Source organism: Aeromonas sp. EERV15 (genome assembly GCF_900079845.1).
Classification (GTDB): Bacteria; Pseudomonadota; Gammaproteobacteria; order Enterobacterales; family Aeromonadaceae; genus Aeromonas; species Aeromonas sobria.
The window spans coordinates 1-14,480 of the sequence record NZ_FKKY02000016.1; the positions used below are offsets into that span (position 1 = coordinate 1).

General features: G+C 59.6%; 14 protein-coding genes. 9 read left to right on the forward strand and 5 right to left on the reverse strand.

Annotated elements, in window-relative coordinates:
* Positions 1-199: 199 nt before the first annotated feature.
* From BN4575_RS21820 to BN4575_RS14460, 3 genes are all read left to right on the forward strand, one after another.
* Positions 200-415 (forward strand): hypothetical protein, encoded by a 216-nt coding sequence (locus BN4575_RS21820; protein WP_141689814.1) that lies wholly within the window; start codon positions 200-202, stop codon positions 413-415.
* Between the two features lie 369 nt (positions 416-784).
* The gene (gene yegQ / locus BN4575_RS14455) at positions 785-2,146 is read left to right on the forward strand and encodes a prephenate-dependent tRNA uridine(34) hydroxylase TrhP (RefSeq protein WP_042020596.1); all 1,362 of its coding nucleotides are present in this window, start codon (positions 785-787) and stop codon (positions 2,144-2,146) included.
* A 1-nt stretch (position 2,147) separates the two neighbouring features.
* Positions 2,148-2,396 carry a YfhL family 4Fe-4S dicluster ferredoxin gene (locus BN4575_RS14460; RefSeq protein ID WP_042020594.1) on the forward strand — a complete coding sequence of 83 codons (249 nt, stop codon included), beginning with the start codon at positions 2,148-2,150 and terminating at the stop codon, positions 2,394-2,396.
* A 149-nt stretch (positions 2,397-2,545) separates the two neighbouring features.
* Here BN4575_RS14460 and BN4575_RS21290 read toward each other — a convergent pair whose 3' ends face one another.
* Positions 2,546-2,905 carry a DUF1090 family protein gene (locus BN4575_RS21290; RefSeq protein WP_083221052.1) on the reverse strand — a complete coding sequence of 120 codons (360 nt, stop codon included), beginning with the start codon at positions 2,903-2,905 and terminating at the stop codon, positions 2,546-2,548.
* Between the two features lie 158 nt (positions 2,906-3,063).
* Between BN4575_RS21290 and BN4575_RS14470 the strand changes: the two genes are divergently transcribed.
* Positions 3,064-3,417 (forward strand): DsrE/DsrF/TusD sulfur relay family protein, encoded by a 354-nt coding sequence (locus tag BN4575_RS14470; protein WP_005334901.1) that lies wholly within the window; start codon positions 3,064-3,066, stop codon positions 3,415-3,417.
* Between the two features lie 29 nt (positions 3,418-3,446).
* Here the strand turns inward: BN4575_RS14470 and BN4575_RS14475 are convergent, their stop codons facing one another.
* Positions 3,447-4,718, reverse strand: a complete 1,272-nt coding sequence (locus BN4575_RS14475; RefSeq protein WP_256028978.1) for an MFS transporter — start codon at positions 4,716-4,718, stop codon at positions 3,447-3,449.
* A 156-nt stretch (positions 4,719-4,874) separates the two neighbouring features.
* Positions 4,875-5,882: a protease SohB gene (sohB, locus tag BN4575_RS14480; protein WP_068978706.1), complete on the reverse strand. Its 1,008-nt coding sequence runs from the start codon at positions 5,880-5,882 to the stop codon at positions 4,875-4,877.
* 222 nt (positions 5,883-6,104) lie between these two features.
* On the opposite strand from sohB, the gene BN4575_RS14485 reads away from it, so the two are divergent.
* Together BN4575_RS14485 and BN4575_RS14490 are read left to right on the forward strand one after the other, a co-directional pair.
* On the forward strand, positions 6,105-6,860 hold the full coding sequence (locus BN4575_RS14485) for a YciK family oxidoreductase (protein WP_068978707.1): 756 nt from the start codon (positions 6,105-6,107) through the stop codon (positions 6,858-6,860).
* A gap of 154 nt (positions 6,861-7,014) precedes the next feature.
* A complete protein-coding gene (locus BN4575_RS14490) occupies positions 7,015-7,941 on the forward strand; it encodes a LysR family transcriptional regulator (RefSeq protein ID WP_068978708.1) in 927 nt (308 codons plus the stop codon).
* A gap of 8 nt (positions 7,942-7,949) precedes the next feature.
* On the opposite strand, the gene BN4575_RS14495 is transcribed toward BN4575_RS14490, so the two are convergent.
* On the reverse strand, positions 7,950-9,122 hold the full coding sequence (locus tag BN4575_RS14495) for an MFS transporter (RefSeq protein WP_068978709.1): 1,173 nt from the start codon (positions 9,120-9,122) through the stop codon (positions 7,950-7,952).
* A 204-nt stretch (positions 9,123-9,326) separates the two neighbouring features.
* Between BN4575_RS14495 and BN4575_RS14500 the strand changes: the two genes are divergently transcribed.
* Both BN4575_RS14500 and BN4575_RS14505 read left to right on the forward strand, forming a co-directional pair.
* A complete protein-coding gene (locus BN4575_RS14500) occupies positions 9,327-10,472 on the forward strand; it encodes a MalY/PatB family protein (protein WP_068978710.1) in 1,146 nt (381 codons plus the stop codon).
* Positions 10,473-10,555: 83 nt separating this feature from the next.
* A complete protein-coding gene (locus tag BN4575_RS14505; RefSeq protein ID WP_068978711.1) occupies positions 10,556-11,992 on the forward strand; it encodes a TAXI family TRAP transporter solute-binding subunit in 1,437 nt (478 codons plus the stop codon).
* 136 nt (positions 11,993-12,128) lie between these two features.
* Here BN4575_RS14505 and BN4575_RS14510 read toward each other — a convergent pair whose 3' ends face one another.
* Entirely contained in the window at positions 12,129-13,043 is a 915-nt protein-coding gene (locus BN4575_RS14510) for a LysR family transcriptional regulator (RefSeq protein ID WP_042020581.1), read from the reverse strand.
* 170 nt (positions 13,044-13,213) lie between these two features.
* Between BN4575_RS14510 and BN4575_RS14515 the strand changes: the two genes are divergently transcribed.
* The gene (locus BN4575_RS14515; RefSeq protein ID WP_042020579.1) at positions 13,214-14,470 is read left to right on the forward strand and encodes an adenylosuccinate synthetase; all 1,257 of its coding nucleotides are present in this window, start codon (positions 13,214-13,216) and stop codon (positions 14,468-14,470) included.
* The last annotated feature ends 10 nt before the right edge of the window (positions 14,471-14,480 follow it).

Below are 14,480 nucleotides of genomic sequence, written 5' to 3' on the forward strand. Positions count from 1 at the left end.
GTTAGTTAAGATCTCGACTATTTACAGCTTGGCAACGCAAGGTACAATTAAAATCGTACTTGGCGCCGCTCAACTGATCGATACTTGATCAACTAGCGCAAAGAATGATCATGCGTCGGCCCTGGGCTTCATGATAGTCGATGGGAAAAAACTTAACATATCATCACTTAGTGGAAATAATAAGAACTCCCCCAAAAGCATGTTAATTGAAACGAGCATTGCTGGTGACTTTAAAGGCTTTGATGGAAATACTATCTTTAAATTAACCAATGGACAAATATGGCAGCAATCAGAATATTGGTATTATTATTACTATGCCTACTCACCAAAAGTTATTTTATACACCTCAAATGGTCATACCAAACTCAAAGTGGATGGTATAGAAAAAAGTATTTTTGTTACTAGGTTAAAGTGAATATATTTATATATTACTTATCTCCAGACTCCGGCTCAAATCGGAGTCTTTTTTTTGATCTATGCATCACCTCTGTTAGGTGACATGCGGCTTAGGCACTACATGAGCACAATAATCAACCAACTTGAGCGCTCATTGAACGTAGCCATGTTATCGGTTACAGGTTCTATATGGTTAGCACTGAGCATAGTGACCCACTCAACAGTTGTTCAGTGGCTGGTTGTTGGTTTTGGTGGTAAAATATTAGAGGTTTTGAATACCCCATTTATACACGACTATACATGCCATTAAGTGGTGCGTAAGTCTTTGATTTAACAGCAGTACTTAGGTGCTAGCTACTGATTTGCAATCAGATATAAAGAGTCCGCCATGTTTAAACCAGAATTGCTCTCCCCCGCAGGTTCCCTCAAGAACATGCGTTACGCCTATGCCTATGGCGCCGATGCCGTCTATGCCGGCCAGCCCCGCTACAGCCTGCGGGTGCGCAACAACGAATTCGATCACGAAAACCTGCAGCTGGGCATCAACGAAGCCCATGCGCTGGGCAAGCAGTTCTATGTGGTGGCCAACATCCAGCCCCACAACTCCAAGCTCAAGACCTTTATCCGCGACATGCGCCCTGTGGTGGAGATGAAGCCGGATGCGCTGATCATGTCCGACCCCGGTCTCATCATGATGATGCGCGAAGCCTTCCCGGATATGCCGGTTCACCTCTCGGTGCAGGCCAACGCGGTCAACTGGGCCACGGTGAAGTTCTGGCATCAGATGGGCCTAACCCGCGCCATTCTCTCCCGTGAGCTGTCGCTGGACGAGATCGAAGAGATCCGCATGCAGGTGCCGGAAATGGAGCTGGAAGTGTTCGTCCACGGCGCTCTGTGCATGGCCTACTCCGGCCGCTGCCTGCTCTCCGGCTATATCAACAAGCGTGATCCTAACCAGGGCACCTGCACCAACTCCTGCCGCTGGGAGTACAAGGTGCACGAAGGTAAAGAAGATGACGTGGGCCAGATCGTCCACCGTCAGGAGCCCATCGCCATTCGCCCGGACAACACCCTGGGCCTTGGCAAACCGACCGATGCGCTGGTGCTGCTGGAAGAGTCCAACCGCCCGGGCGAGTACATGAGCGCGTTCGAGGACGAGCACGGCACCTACATCATGAACTCCAAGGATCTGCGCGCGGTCGAGCACGTTGAGCGACTGACCAAGATGGGCGTTCACTCACTGAAAATCGAAGGCCGTACCAAGTCCTTCTACTACTGCGCCCGTACCGCTCAGGTCTACCGCAAGGCCATCGACGATGCGGTGGCGGGTCGTCCGTTCGACCGCAGCCTGATGGGCACCCTCGAAAATCTGGCCCACCGCGGCTACACCGAGGGCTTCCTGCGCCGTCACAACCACAGCGAGTACCAGAACTACGACTACGGCTACTCCGTCTCCGACACCCAGCAGTTTGTCGGCGAGATCACCGGTCGTAACGGCGACATGGTCGAGGTCGAGGTGAAGAACAAGTTCCTGGTGGGCAACAGCCTGGAGCTGATGACCCCGCAGGGCAACCTCAGCTTCAATCTGGAGCAGATGCAGAACCGCAAGGGCGAGCTGATTGATACCGCACCGGGCAATGGCCACGTGGTCTATGTACCGGTGCCGAAAGAGGTTGATGTCAACTTCGGCATCCTGCTGCGCAATCTCGGCGAGCGTCAGGATACCCGTCAGCCCCATTCGGCCGCTTGAAATGTCACTGCTCATCACCGACAAGTGCATCAACTGTGACATGTGCGATCCCGAGTGCCCCAACCAGGCCATCACGCTTGGCGAGGAGATCTACGAGATCGACCCCAGTCGCTGCACCGAGTGCGTCGGTCACTATGAGAAACCGACCTGTATCAGCGTCTGCCCTATCGATTGCATCATCTGGGATCCCGCTCATGTGGAAACGGAAGATCAGCTGATGGAGAAGTTTGTGCGAATGCACAGGCAATAGCGGATGCACAGAGAGTAAAACGAAAAAAGGCCGAGCAATCGGCCTTTTTTGATCCTGTATGCAACCGCTGGCCATCACTTGCCGAGCAGATGAATGCTCACATTACCACCAGCATGGCTTACCCGCTCCTGCTGCCGCTTAAGTAACTCTTAATCGGTGCAATAGGTCTTGATATTGCGGGCGGCACTCTCCAATCCGGCAATTTCCCCGGTGTTGTTGTGCGCCTTGGCAAATACCAGCTGGTCATTGACCGCCTGCAGGCGCGCCTTGCAACTGTCGCTCTTGTTCACCCGTTGTGGCGGACGATTACGCATCTCCTCGTCGGGGCAGTTGGCCTTGATATTGCGCGCGGCCTGTTCCAACCCGGCGGTCTGTCCGGCATTGTTATGCGCTTTGGCAAACACCAGCTGGTCGTTGACGGCCTGCAGACGCGCCTTGCAACCGACCGCTTCACTGCCAGAGGCCTGACCCGCCAACAGCAGCAACCCTATTCCCACCACTTTCCACATCTCGATTCACCCGGTCATATTTGCGAGCTGACAATAAGAACCGCGTTCCACCCACGGGTCAAGCAAGCAGGGAAAAGGTGCGACAGAAGTTGTGCAACATCACGCAATCGTCACCCTATTGGTTCTACAATGACGCTTTTTAGGATCAGGAGTCTCTTATGAATCAACAGATTGTGGTGATTGCCAACGGCGCCCCCTACGGCAGCGAATCCCTGTTCAACGCTCTGCGTCTCGCTATCGCCCTTAACGAGCAGGGTGGCGCCAGCCTGAAGCTGTTCCTGATGTCCGATGCGGTGAGCGCGGCGCTGGCCGGTCAGGCACCGGCCGAGGGGTACAACCTGCGCCAGATGCTGGAGATCCTGCTGGCGCAAGGGGTCACCATCCGCCTGTGCAAAACCTGCACCGATGCCCGTGGCATCACAGCCCTGCCGCTGATCGAGGGGATTGAGGTCGGCACCCTGCCGATGCTGGCCCAGTGGACCCTGGCCGCCGACAAGGTACTGACCTTTTAATCACGGTACCTTGGCTGCTCTGCGACCCACTACCTGGCGGCCTCCTCCCGAGCGGAGGAGCTCCGCCGCCCATGATGACGGGCGCCAGCTTCATAAAGCCAGAAGGTGACCACACAGAGCAGCGCCATCAGCACATAGAGCAGCTGGCCGCTCCACTGCTCGAGGATCCAGCCTCCCAGCAGGGCGCCTGCAGCCCCTCCCAACCCGGCCAGCGCGCTGGCACCAAAGTAGCTCCCCTTGAGATGGGCGGGGGCCATCTGGTCGATCAGCACGTTAAGCAGAGGGAACAGAATGGTCTCGCCGATGCTGAGCAGCAGCACGGCGCCAAACCAGTGGCTGCGCACCGTCGGGTCTCCCAGCGCGAAGAGCAGCTGGGCCGCCAGAAACAGCGCCATGCCGATATGAAGTCGTACCCGCACCGGCCAGCGTGACAACAACCGCAGCAGCGGAAATTGCAGCAGCACCACGGTCAGGGCATTGGTCGCCACCAGCAGGGCAATCAGCTCGGCCACCTGCGGCATGCCAGCCCGGGTCAGATATTGCACCAGCGGCGAGTGAAACTGGGAGTAAACCAGCACCATCAACAGGTTGGCCATCACCAGCAGCAGGAAGGCCCGATCCGCCAGCAACACCTTGAGGGCATCCCGCAGCCCGGGGCCTGCCGTCCCCGGCTTGCCAGTGCTACCGGCCTGGCGAAATCCCCAGCCAAAGGCCAGCGCCAGCAGCAGATAGCTCACCACCAGAAACAGGAAGGTCTCCTGCTGGGCGTTGATCCCGAGGGTCACCCCGAGCAGCGGCCCCAGCGCCGCCCCCAGGTTGAGCAGAAAATAGCGCAGGTGAAGGGCCAGCTCCCGCGCCTTGGCCGACGCCAGACTATCAGCCATCAGCGCCTTGCCGGGGGCATCGATGAGCCCCGACGAGAGGCCACTGCCCATCACTCCAACCCCGAGCCAGAACACAGTGTGCGAAAAACCGAGCAGGCCGAAACAGAGCATCGCCACCAGACAACCGGCCAGCAGTATGCTGCGCCGCCCGAAACGATCAGAGAGCCAGCCGCCATAAAAACTCACCAGAGTGGAGAGGGCCATCGAGCCCCCCAGCAACAGGCCGATGAAGGTGGCCGACAGGTCATACTCCCGATAGAGCAGGATGGAGAGGAAGGGCCACACCATGTAGTAGCTGGTGCGCACCATGAAGGTGCCCAGAATGACGATCCAGACCAGCGGGGTAAAGTGCCTGAAGGTGCTCCATAACATAGCTATGCTCCATGACCCCGCAGCTGTTACCACAAGATCCTTCATTAAACGGGGAAAGCATTCAGTTGTAACAGAGGGCTTCAATAGAAACAACGCTCGTGCCCCATCAAGGCGCCACCGGATGCAAAAAGGCCAGCCGGTGGGTACCGGCTGGCCTTTTTATCACGGGATTACCCTCGGGCTAATGCCAGAGGGGTGGGCTTAGCGCCAGGGGCTCTGTTGCCACAGACGGCCCAATCCGGCTTCGAGCGCCTGAGCACCCTGCTGCCCCAGCTTCTGGGTCAGGCTTTTTGGCTTGCGATAGCTGATGCCGATCACCTTGTGGTGGCTGGCCTGGGCCAGCAGGTAGTCATCGCTGGTGCAGAGGGTATCCACCAGCCCCAGCCCCTTGGCCTGACTCGCCAGCCAGTGCTCACCGGTCGTGACCTGATCGATATCGAGTTGCGGGCGGTGTTCGGCCACAAAGGCCTTGAAGCGCTCGTGGATCGCCGTCAGCTCCTCGCGAAACTTCTCGCGCCCCAGATCGTCGTTCTCACCGAACATGGTGATGGTGCGCTTGTACTGCCCGGCCGTGTGCATCTCGAATTCGATGTCATGCTTTTTCAGCAACTTGTTGAAGTTCGGCAACTGGGCGATCACCCCGATGGAGCCGACGATGGCAAAGGGGGCCGCCAGGATCTGATCCGCCACACAGGCCATCATGTAGCCGCCGCTCGCCGCCACCTTGTCGATGGCCACCGTGAGTTTGACCCCCTTGTCCCGCAGACGCTGCAACTGGGAAGCGGCCAAGCCGTAACCGTGCACCACGCCGCCACCGGATTCAAGCCGCAGCAGCACCTCGTCGCCGGGCTGGGCCACGCCGATCACCGCGCTCACCTCTTCGCGCAGGGAGGCCACCTCTTTGGCATCCATGCTGCCGTTGAAATCGATCACGAACAGACGGCTGCGCTCATCACCCGCCTTGGCGCGCTTTTTCTGCTCCTCTTTCTGCTGCTTTTCCAGCACCTTGCGCTCGGCTTTGCTGGCCAGCGCGCTCTTGAGCGCAAACTGCCCCTGCTCAAGCTCGCTCGAGAGATCGGTCACCACCAGCTCTCCCTTGCGCACTTTCGGCTGGCGAGTGCTGACGATCATCAGGATGATGGCGCCGATGGCCAGCAGGAAGGTCACTGTCTTGGCCAGAAACAGGCCATATTCGGTCAGAAATGTCACGATGGACTCCAGAATGGATCGGTTTTCGTCACATTCTAGGGAGTTTGGTGGATGCGCGCAAAAAATCGCAGTCAGCGTGCCGAAAAACCAACTGTACCATCACAACCTCTCTATTTTGTTCACATTTTTCTTGTCGCTAGCTGGTCAAACAGGCGCGCGGATCAGTACACTTGGCGCCGATTGCCATGCACTTATGGCCGGAATTTGTTAACAGGAGTTGTCATGCTCGATTATCAGGCACCCCGCGATCTGCTCAAGGATAAAGTCATTCTGGTCACCGGTGCCGGCGACGGGATCGGCCGCGAAGCCGCCCTCACCTACGCCGCCCACGGTGCCACCGTGATCCTGCTCGGCCGCACCAGCGCCAAACTCGAAGCCGTGTATGACCAGATTGAAGCCGCCGGTTATCCGCTGCCTGCCATCGTGCCGGTGGATCTGAAAGGGGCCACCGCCGCCCACTACCGTGGCATGGCCGAAACCTTCGCCCAGCAGTTTGGCCGCCTCGACGGCGTGCTGTTCAATGCCGGTCTGCTCGGCACCCTATCCCCGTTTGAACACATTCAGGAGCAGGAGTGGGACGAGGTGATGCAGGTCAACGTCAAATCGGAATTCCTGCTGACCCAGGCGCTGCTGCCACTGCTGCGCCAGACCGCCAAGGCGCAGGGCGATGCCTCCATCGTCTACACCTCCTCCAGCGTGGGTCGCAAAGGACGCGCCTACTGGGGCACCTATGCCATCTCCAAATTCGCCATCGAGGGGATGATGGAAGTGCTGGCCGACGAGCTGGAGAACACCAACGTGCGGGTCAACACCCTCAACCCGGGCGGCACCCGCACCAAAATGCGTGCCAGCGCCTTCCCGGCGGAAGATCCCATGAACCTCAAGACCCCGGCCGACCTGATGCCGCTCTACCTCTACCTGATGGGGTCAGACAGCCGCGGCAAAACCGGCCAGACTTTTGTGGCCCAGCCGAAATAAACAGATGGCGCAGCCTAAATAAACAAGTTGCGTGGCCCAGCCCAAATAAATCAATAAAATACCCAGAGTGTTGTGCCGCAGGGATTAAATTGAATAGGGAGCTCCGGCTCCCTGTAGCAGCCCCTGACCACCCTATCTCCAATCAGGTTGAATTATGTTTCGTCCCAAGAGCACATTTGAGCAATGGCGGATCTTTCAGGCGGTGGTCGATTGCGGCGGCTACGCCCAGGCGGCCGAGGCGCTGAACAAGAGCCAGTCCTCCCTCAATCATGCGGTTGCGAAGTTGCAGCAGAGTCTGGGGGTGCCCTTGCTGGAGGTGCGCGGCCGCAAGGCAGTGCTGACCCCGGCGGGCGAGATCTTCCTCAAGCGGGCCCGTCAGTTGAGCCAGCAGGTGGAGGAGCTGGAGAATCTGGCCAACAACCTAGAGCGGCATTGGGAGCCGCAGATCAACCTCTATGTCTCGGCGTTGCAGCCAAGGGATCGCCTCTATCGGGCGCTGGCCAGCTTCTATCCCCGCAGCCGGGGTTGCCGGATCAATCTGCACGAACGTATTCACTGTCACTTCAATGCCCTGCAACCGGGGGACCTGATGCTCTCCGAGCACCTGCCCGGCGATCAGGCTGGCCTGCCGCTGGACGAGGTATGCCTGCTGCCCCTCTGCGCCGCCAGCCATCCGCTGGCACAGGAGAAAGGCGCGATCCGCAGCGATGTGCTGATCGGCCACAACCAGATAAGCCTGCATCCCCCCATTCACCGCTCGGTGGACTGGAACGATGCGGATGACATCGGCTGGAAGGCCACCCACTACCACGAAGTGACCGCCATGCTGCGTCTTGGCCTTGGCTACGCCTGGCTGCCACGCCATCTGGTGGAGCGGGAGCTGGCGGAAGGCTCGCTGGTACAGCTGGATCTGGAGAGCGGCAACGAGCGCCACCTCTACACCTATCTGCTGACCCTCTCCCCCGAATCCCTCGGCCCCGCTACCGAACTGCTGCTGCGCTGCCTGCGCAACGAATATCAGAGTGAGTCATCCCAGCTCCCGCACGCCCAGCCCCGGCACGGCACGGCAAGTAACAGCTAAATCCCCCGTCAGACGTTGGGCACCCGCCAGCAGGCGGCCAGTGCCACCAGCGCCAATACCAGTGCCACCATAAAGACCCCGTGAAAACTCCACACCTCCGCCACCACACCGGCGATGGCCCCCGCCATGATGGAACCGGTACGGATGCTGTTGGCAAACAGGGTGGTGGCCACCCCGGCCCGTCCCGGCATCAGATCCTGAAAGTAAGACATGCCGATCCCCGCCACTATGCCGATGAAAATGGCATTGAACAGTTGCAGCCCAATCAGGGCGTATTGATCGGTGAGAGTCACCAGACCGGTGTAAAAGGCCGCGCCAGCCAGCACCGCCAGCAACATCATGGGGCGCTTGCCAAAACGGGCCGTGTAGTAGCCTGCCAGCAACATAAAGGGGATCTCGATGGCAGCGGCAGTGCCCATCAATATCCCTGCGAGCTTCTCATCCAGTCCTAGCTCGCGAGTAATGTAGAGCGGCATATTGATGAGGTACATGCTGTTGCAGGTCCACATCAGGGTGGAGGCGATAAACAGCGCCCGCACGGCCGGATCCCGCCAGCTGCTGACCCGCTCGGTCTCTTCAGCCATTTTGGGTAGCGGCAGGGAGGGCAACCAGCGCCACACCACAAACGCGCAGAGCAGATAGGCCAGCGCCGAGGCCAGATACATCAGCTCGAAGCCATAGCCGATGGCCAGCGCAAAGGCGATGGGCGGGCCTATCACCCAGGCCAGCGAAAATTGAGCCCGCATCACCGAGCTGAACATGTCTGCCCGCTTGTTACGGCTGTCAGAATACTCCCGCGCCAGGGCAAACAGCTGTGGGCTGGCGGTGGCAGCCAATGCCGCCAGCAACACCCCCAGACTCGCCAATAACCAGTAGTTGCGGTTCCAGGCAAACAGCAGCGAAAGGGCAACTCCGGCAAAACAGCAGCGCAGGATCAGTCGCTTGCGATCCCCCTTGTTGTCGGAGCGATGACCCAGCCACTGGGTGACCAGAATACCCACCACCGCATTGATGGTGTAAAAGAGCCCGACCAGTACCGGGCGCACCTGTACCTCTTCGGCCAGAAACAGGCTCAAGGTAGGCACCTGCAGCGCCACCGCGACGCCGGTCATGAAAGTCACCGCCAGAAATGAAAGGGACACCGGATCCGGGCGTTTGACCGCCGCTATCGACAAGCTCATTGCGTTACCACTGATTGGAAGGAAAAAGGCGGGCCAACTGACTACGGCCGTATAAAATAGCGGCACATATCTTATGTCATTATCAAGAGCCGGCTCAAGGTTTGCCCAAGGATTACATCAGCTGGCATGGGACTGTGTACGCCTTGCGACTCGGGCCGTGACCCCGTAGAGTGAACCCCCATCCGACCAGCACAAGGAGTTCGCATGTTTGATTTTGATCGGGAAATAGAGCGCAGTGGCACCATGAGTCTGAAGTGGGACAAGTACAAGGATCAGGATGTGCTGCCCATGTGGGTTGCCGATACCGACTTTGCCTCCCCCCCTGCGGTGGTCGAGGCGCTGACCGCCCGGGTTGCCCACGGCATTTTTGGCTACTCGCGCCCCTCGCCGCGCCTGATCGAACTCATTATCGAACGGATGGCGACCCGCTATGGCTGGGCAATCGAGCCCGAATGGCTGGTGTTCCTGCCCGGCGTGGTGCCCGGGCTCAACCTCGCCTGCAAGGCGTGGAGCCAGCATGGCCGCGGCATTATCACTCCCAAGCCGGTCTATTACCCCTTCCTGCAGGCCCCCGGTTTCAACGACCGTCCGCTGCTCACAGTGCCGATGATTGAAGAGGCGGGCCGCTGGGTGCTGGATCTGGCAGAGCTGGAGCGTCAGGCCCCCGCCGCAGATCTGCTGCTGCTCTGCAACCCCCACAACCCGGGCGGCACCATCTTCACCCGTGACGAACTGCTGGCCATCGACGCCATCGCCGCGCGCCACAATCTGGTGATCTGCTCCGATGAAATCCACTGCGATCTGCTGCTGGATAAACATGCCCGCCACATTCCCTACGGCGCCATCAGTCCAGAAGCGGCCGAACGCTGCGCGGTGATGATGGCCCCGAGCAAGACCTTCAATATCGCCGGTCTGTGCTGCTCCTTCGCCATCATCCCCAACGCCCGTCTGCGCTTTAGGCTGCAACAGGCGATGCGCGGCATCAGCGCCGACGTCAACCTGCTGGGCTTTGTCGCCGCCGAAGCAGCCTATGAGGGTGGCGAGCAGTGGCTGACCGAGCAACTCGACTATCTGGCGGCCAATCTGGCCCTGATCCAACAAGCGGTTGCCCGCTGGCCAGGCGTCAAGCTGGCCAGCCATCAGGCTACTTATCTGGCCTGGATCGATGTGAGCGCCCTTGGCCTTGCCGATCCCATCGCCTTCTTCGAGCAGGCCGGGGTCGGTCTATCACCGGGTGCCCAATTTGGCGACGGCCAGTTCGTGCGGCTCAACTTCGGCTGCACCAGGGCACGGCTGACCGACGCGCTGGCGCGAATGGAAGGGGCGATCCTCAACCACAGCAAGCCCTAGTCAAGCTGCAACGGGATGGGGTCAGCCCCATCCTTTGTTACCCGGCATCGTCAGCCACAGCTCAACTCAGTTAACGGTCAATTATGTCTCTACGGATCTTGCGTCACCTTATTCTTCCCCTCTGTGCGCTACCTGCGCTGCTCCCCTTGAGCAGTCAGGCACTGACCATAGGCACCGGCCCGCTCAATGGGGTCTACTACCCGACTGGTGGCGCCATCTGCCGGGTGCTCAATGCCGGCCATGCCCTGCATGGGGATAGTTGCACCGTGCAGAGTACCCGTGGCTCGATGGCCAACCTCAAGGCGTTGAACAAGGGGGAAGTACAGCTGGCGCTGGTGCAGTCCGATGTGTTGCACCACGCCCTGCACGGCAGCGGCCCGTTCAGCGGGCAGGGCGCCAACCATGAGCTGCGCAGTCTGTTTCGTCTCTATCAGGAGTCGCTGACCCTGCTGGCCGCCCCCAATAGCGGCATCACCACCCTGGCGGATATCGAAGGGAAGCGTGTCTATCCGGGCAACCCCGGCACCGGTGAACAGATCACCAGCAAGGCCCTGATGGCGGCGATGGGGTGGCAGCCAGGACAGTTTGTCGCCTACCAACTCAAGTCGAACAGTGAACCACTGGAAGGGCTGTGCGATGGCTCGCTGGATGCCGCCTTTGTGGTCGAGGGTCATCCCAGCCTCTCTATTGGCGATCTCATCAATCGCTGCAAAGTTCGCCTTATCCCCATCGAAGGGGAGCAGGTCGACAAGCTGCTCAAACGTCATCCCTACTACCAGCGCAGCCGCATCGCGGCCAACCTCTATCCGGGGCAGACCAGCTCTCTCAACAACATCGGGATGAGCGCCGAACTGGTGACGCTGGACAGCTTGCCGGACCCCATTGTGCGTACCGTGCGCGATACCCTGCTGGCCCGGGTCAAGCAGTTCAGCCGCCTCCATCCAGCCCTGAGCAAGGTGACTCCCGAGCAGTTGCAGGCCCAAACCGAGCTGCCTTTGCACCCGGGGATGTCGGATCAGCCACCCGAGCCGTTATCACTGACCCCCGAACAATTAGCACCAGAACAGTTAACAGCGGCGCCCTTGACCTCAGGTGCAGAGCAAACGGCGGCACAGGCCAGTGCCGCCGAAGGGACCGCAGCCCTTCCCGACATCCCATCGGATGCCACCGCCACCAGCAGCGCAGCGCTGGCCACCGGGAGCGCCCCCTTGCCCGAGGCCGCGCTCGAGGTCACCCCTGAGCTGACAACACCAGCCGCCGAGGTGACGACCAACGCCAGCCTGACACCCTCGGCCTCCTCCGCTGCGCCAACCGCTCCTGCTGCATCAGCAGCGCTATCGGCAGCGGTATCGGCAGCCGTTTCGACCCAGTTGCCACAGAGCGCCTCTGCGGCCAGTGCGCCGCAAGAGCAGGAAAAGCAGCCGGCCAGCAGCGCGGTTGCTAGCGAAACCCCACCGCAGGATAAAACTGACGCAACCCTCCCACCCGCCACCAGCGCAGCAGCACCGCTGCAACCCTGAATCGGGCAGCACAGAGAAACGCATCAGGGCAGCCTCGGCTGCCCTGATTGTGAGTGCCCACTTGCGCTAATTGGCTTGTGGCTTGTGGCTTGTGACAATTGGCTTGTAGATATTGTCGCGCAACCTGACTGCCCTGCTACTGCGCCCCACCCCGGGTCAGATAGGGATTGGGCTTCTGGATCTCCTCCTCCACCCAGTGCAATAACTGCTTGATGGCTCGCGACAGCACCTGATTCTGACGCACCACATAGCCCAGACTGGTGCCGGGAAAATCGCTCAGGCTGGTGACCGGTGCGGTCAGGTTGAGGCGCGGATGCAAGGAAAAATCCGGCACTATGGCAACGCCAAAGCCAGCCTCGGCCCAATCGAGCTGGGCATCCACGCTGCCCACCTCCATGATGCGGCAAGGGGGCAACGCCAGCAGCGGCAGGGACGGATCGATCACCGCCCGGGTACGGGTGTCATGACCCAACAAGATCAGCGTCGGCTCATCGAGGGGATCGCTCTCTCCCGCGATGGCCCGCTCTTGCCAACGTGCCAGCCCGTGGCCCAACGCACACCAGGTCACCTGCTGCAGCTCGGTATAGAACAGCGGCTCGCTGCGCTTTTGCGCCATCACGAAGCCCAGATCCGCCTTGCCCGCCTTGACCAGCTCGGCGGCCTGATCCGAGGTGGTGTTGAACAGGGTGAGATCGATGCCGGGAAACTCCCGCTTGAAGCGCTGGAACGGCTGGATCAGCAACAGCCGCGAGATGATGTCGCTGGCGGCGATGGCCAGCGTCCCCTGACTCAACTGGTTGAGGGCATTGAGATCGGACTGACAGAGCTGCAGCTCGGCGATGGTGCGCTCGGCGCTTTGCAGCAAGCGCTCCCCTGCCTGCGTCAGCCGAAACGGGCTGCGCTCGATCAGCCGCACCCGGGTCGCCTGCTCCAGCCGCTTGAGATGCAGGCTGACATTGGGCTGGGTCATGTGCAGCTCGGTGGCGGTTTGGCCAAAATGTTGCAATCTGGCCAGGGTGACAAAGGTTTGCAGCCAGTGAATATCCAGCATAAGAGTCCCTCAACCCGCTATTGACGCGGTCTGCACGGCAAAATTGGGCCGTTTGCCGCTTAATTGGCCACCATTATATGGCTTTCTTATTGGAATTATAAAAATAATTAATTTTTCTAATCCGCATCAGGCTCCTAGGATGGACGCCTAACGTCTTAGGAGAAAGAGTCATGTCGTCTATCGTAGTCGTAGGTGCTAACTGGGGTGATGAAGGCAAAGGCCGCATCGTTGATTATCTGGCAGGTCAAGCTGGCGCCAGCATTCGCTTCCAGGGCGGCAACAACGCTGGCCACACAGTGGTCAACGATCTTGGCACATTCAAGCTGCACCAAATCCCCAGTGGCGTATTCAGCCCGGATTGCCTGGTTGTTCTCGGCCCTGGCATGGTGATCAGCCCAGAGAAACTGACCGTTGAGCTTGATGAAGTCAAAGCCTCCGGCGTGACTCCGAAGCTGGCAATCTCTGACCGCGCAACCCTCTGCCTGCCGCTGCACGCGCTGGAAGATACCCTGGAAGAGCTGCGTCTGGGCGATGGCGCCTATGGCTCTACCCGTCAAGGTATTGCTCCGGCCTACGGTGATCGCGTGATGAAGAAAGCGATCCTGGTTGGCTGGCTGAAGCAGCCGGACGTACTGGTCGAGCGCATCCAGTTCATGCTGGACTGGAAACTGCCGCAGATGAAGGCTATCTATCCGACCTTCGAATTCACCCAGACCGCCCAGGAGATGGCCGACTGGCTGCTGGAAGTCTCTGCACCGTGGATCGACGCCGTGTGCAACGTCAGCATGCCGCTCAAAGCGCTGCAGGCTGAAGGCAAGACCCTGCTGTTCGAAGCGCAGCTGGGTGCTGGCCGTGATCTCATCTATGGTGAGTACCCATGGGTCACCTCCTCCCACGTTTCCGGTGCTTATGCCGGTATCGGTGGCGGCCTGCCGGCACTGCGCCCAGAGCGCATCATCGCCGTGGCCAAAGCATTCAGCTCCTCTGTCGGTACCGGCACCCTGCTGACCGCCATGGAGAACCAGGACGAGTTCCGCAAGATCACCAACGAGTTCGGTGCCACCACCGGTCGTCCCCGTGACGTTGGCTACTTCGATGCCGTCGCCACCAAGAATGGCGTTGAGCTGCAAGCGGCGACTGAAGTTGCCCTGACCAAGCTGGACTGCCTGACCGGCCTGCCGGATCTGAAGATCTGCGTCGCTTATGAAGGTGCTCACACCGAGAACCCGATCTGGCCACAGACTGCAGCCCTCAAGCCTGTCTATGAAGTGATGGAAAGCTGGAGTGAAGACATCACCGGCTGCCGCACCTTCGAAAGCCTGCCTAAAGCCGCCCAGAACTACGTGCTGCGTATTGAAGCACTGCTGGGTGTGCCGGTTCCGATGGTTTCCGTCGGCCCGGGCCGTGACGAGATGATCCTGCGCTAAGCAGCCCTCT

Coding starts and splice junctions, on each gene's coding strand:
- BN4575_RS21820 (WP_141689814.1), top strand. CDS start 200: ATGTTAATTGAAACGAGCATTGCTGGTGACTTTAAAGGCTTTGATGGA.
- yegQ (WP_042020596.1), top strand. CDS start 785: ATGTTTAAACCAGAATTGCTCTCCCCCGCAGGTTCCCTCAAGAACATG.
- BN4575_RS14460 (WP_042020594.1), top strand. CDS start 2,148: ATGTCACTGCTCATCACCGACAAGTGCATCAACTGTGACATGTGCGAT.
- BN4575_RS21290 (WP_083221052.1), bottom strand. CDS start 2,905: ATGTGGAAAGTGGTGGGAATAGGGTTGCTGCTGTTGGCGGGTCAGGCC.
- BN4575_RS14470 (WP_005334901.1), top strand. CDS start 3,064: ATGAATCAACAGATTGTGGTGATTGCCAACGGCGCCCCCTACGGCAGC.
- BN4575_RS14475 (WP_256028978.1), bottom strand. CDS start 4,718: ATGAAGGATCTTGTGGTAACAGCTGCGGGGTCATGGAGCATAGCTATG.
- BN4575_RS14485 (WP_068978707.1), top strand. CDS start 6,105: ATGCTCGATTATCAGGCACCCCGCGATCTGCTCAAGGATAAAGTCATT.
- BN4575_RS14490 (WP_068978708.1), top strand. CDS start 7,015: ATGTTTCGTCCCAAGAGCACATTTGAGCAATGGCGGATCTTTCAGGCG.
- BN4575_RS14495 (WP_068978709.1), bottom strand. CDS start 9,122: ATGAGCTTGTCGATAGCGGCGGTCAAACGCCCGGATCCGGTGTCCCTT.
- BN4575_RS14500 (WP_068978710.1), top strand. CDS start 9,327: ATGTTTGATTTTGATCGGGAAATAGAGCGCAGTGGCACCATGAGTCTG.
- BN4575_RS14505 (WP_068978711.1), top strand. CDS start 10,556: ATGTCTCTACGGATCTTGCGTCACCTTATTCTTCCCCTCTGTGCGCTA.
- BN4575_RS14510 (WP_042020581.1), bottom strand. CDS start 13,043: ATGCTGGATATTCACTGGCTGCAAACCTTTGTCACCCTGGCCAGATTG.
- BN4575_RS14515 (WP_042020579.1), top strand. CDS start 13,214: ATGTCGTCTATCGTAGTCGTAGGTGCTAACTGGGGTGATGAAGGCAAA.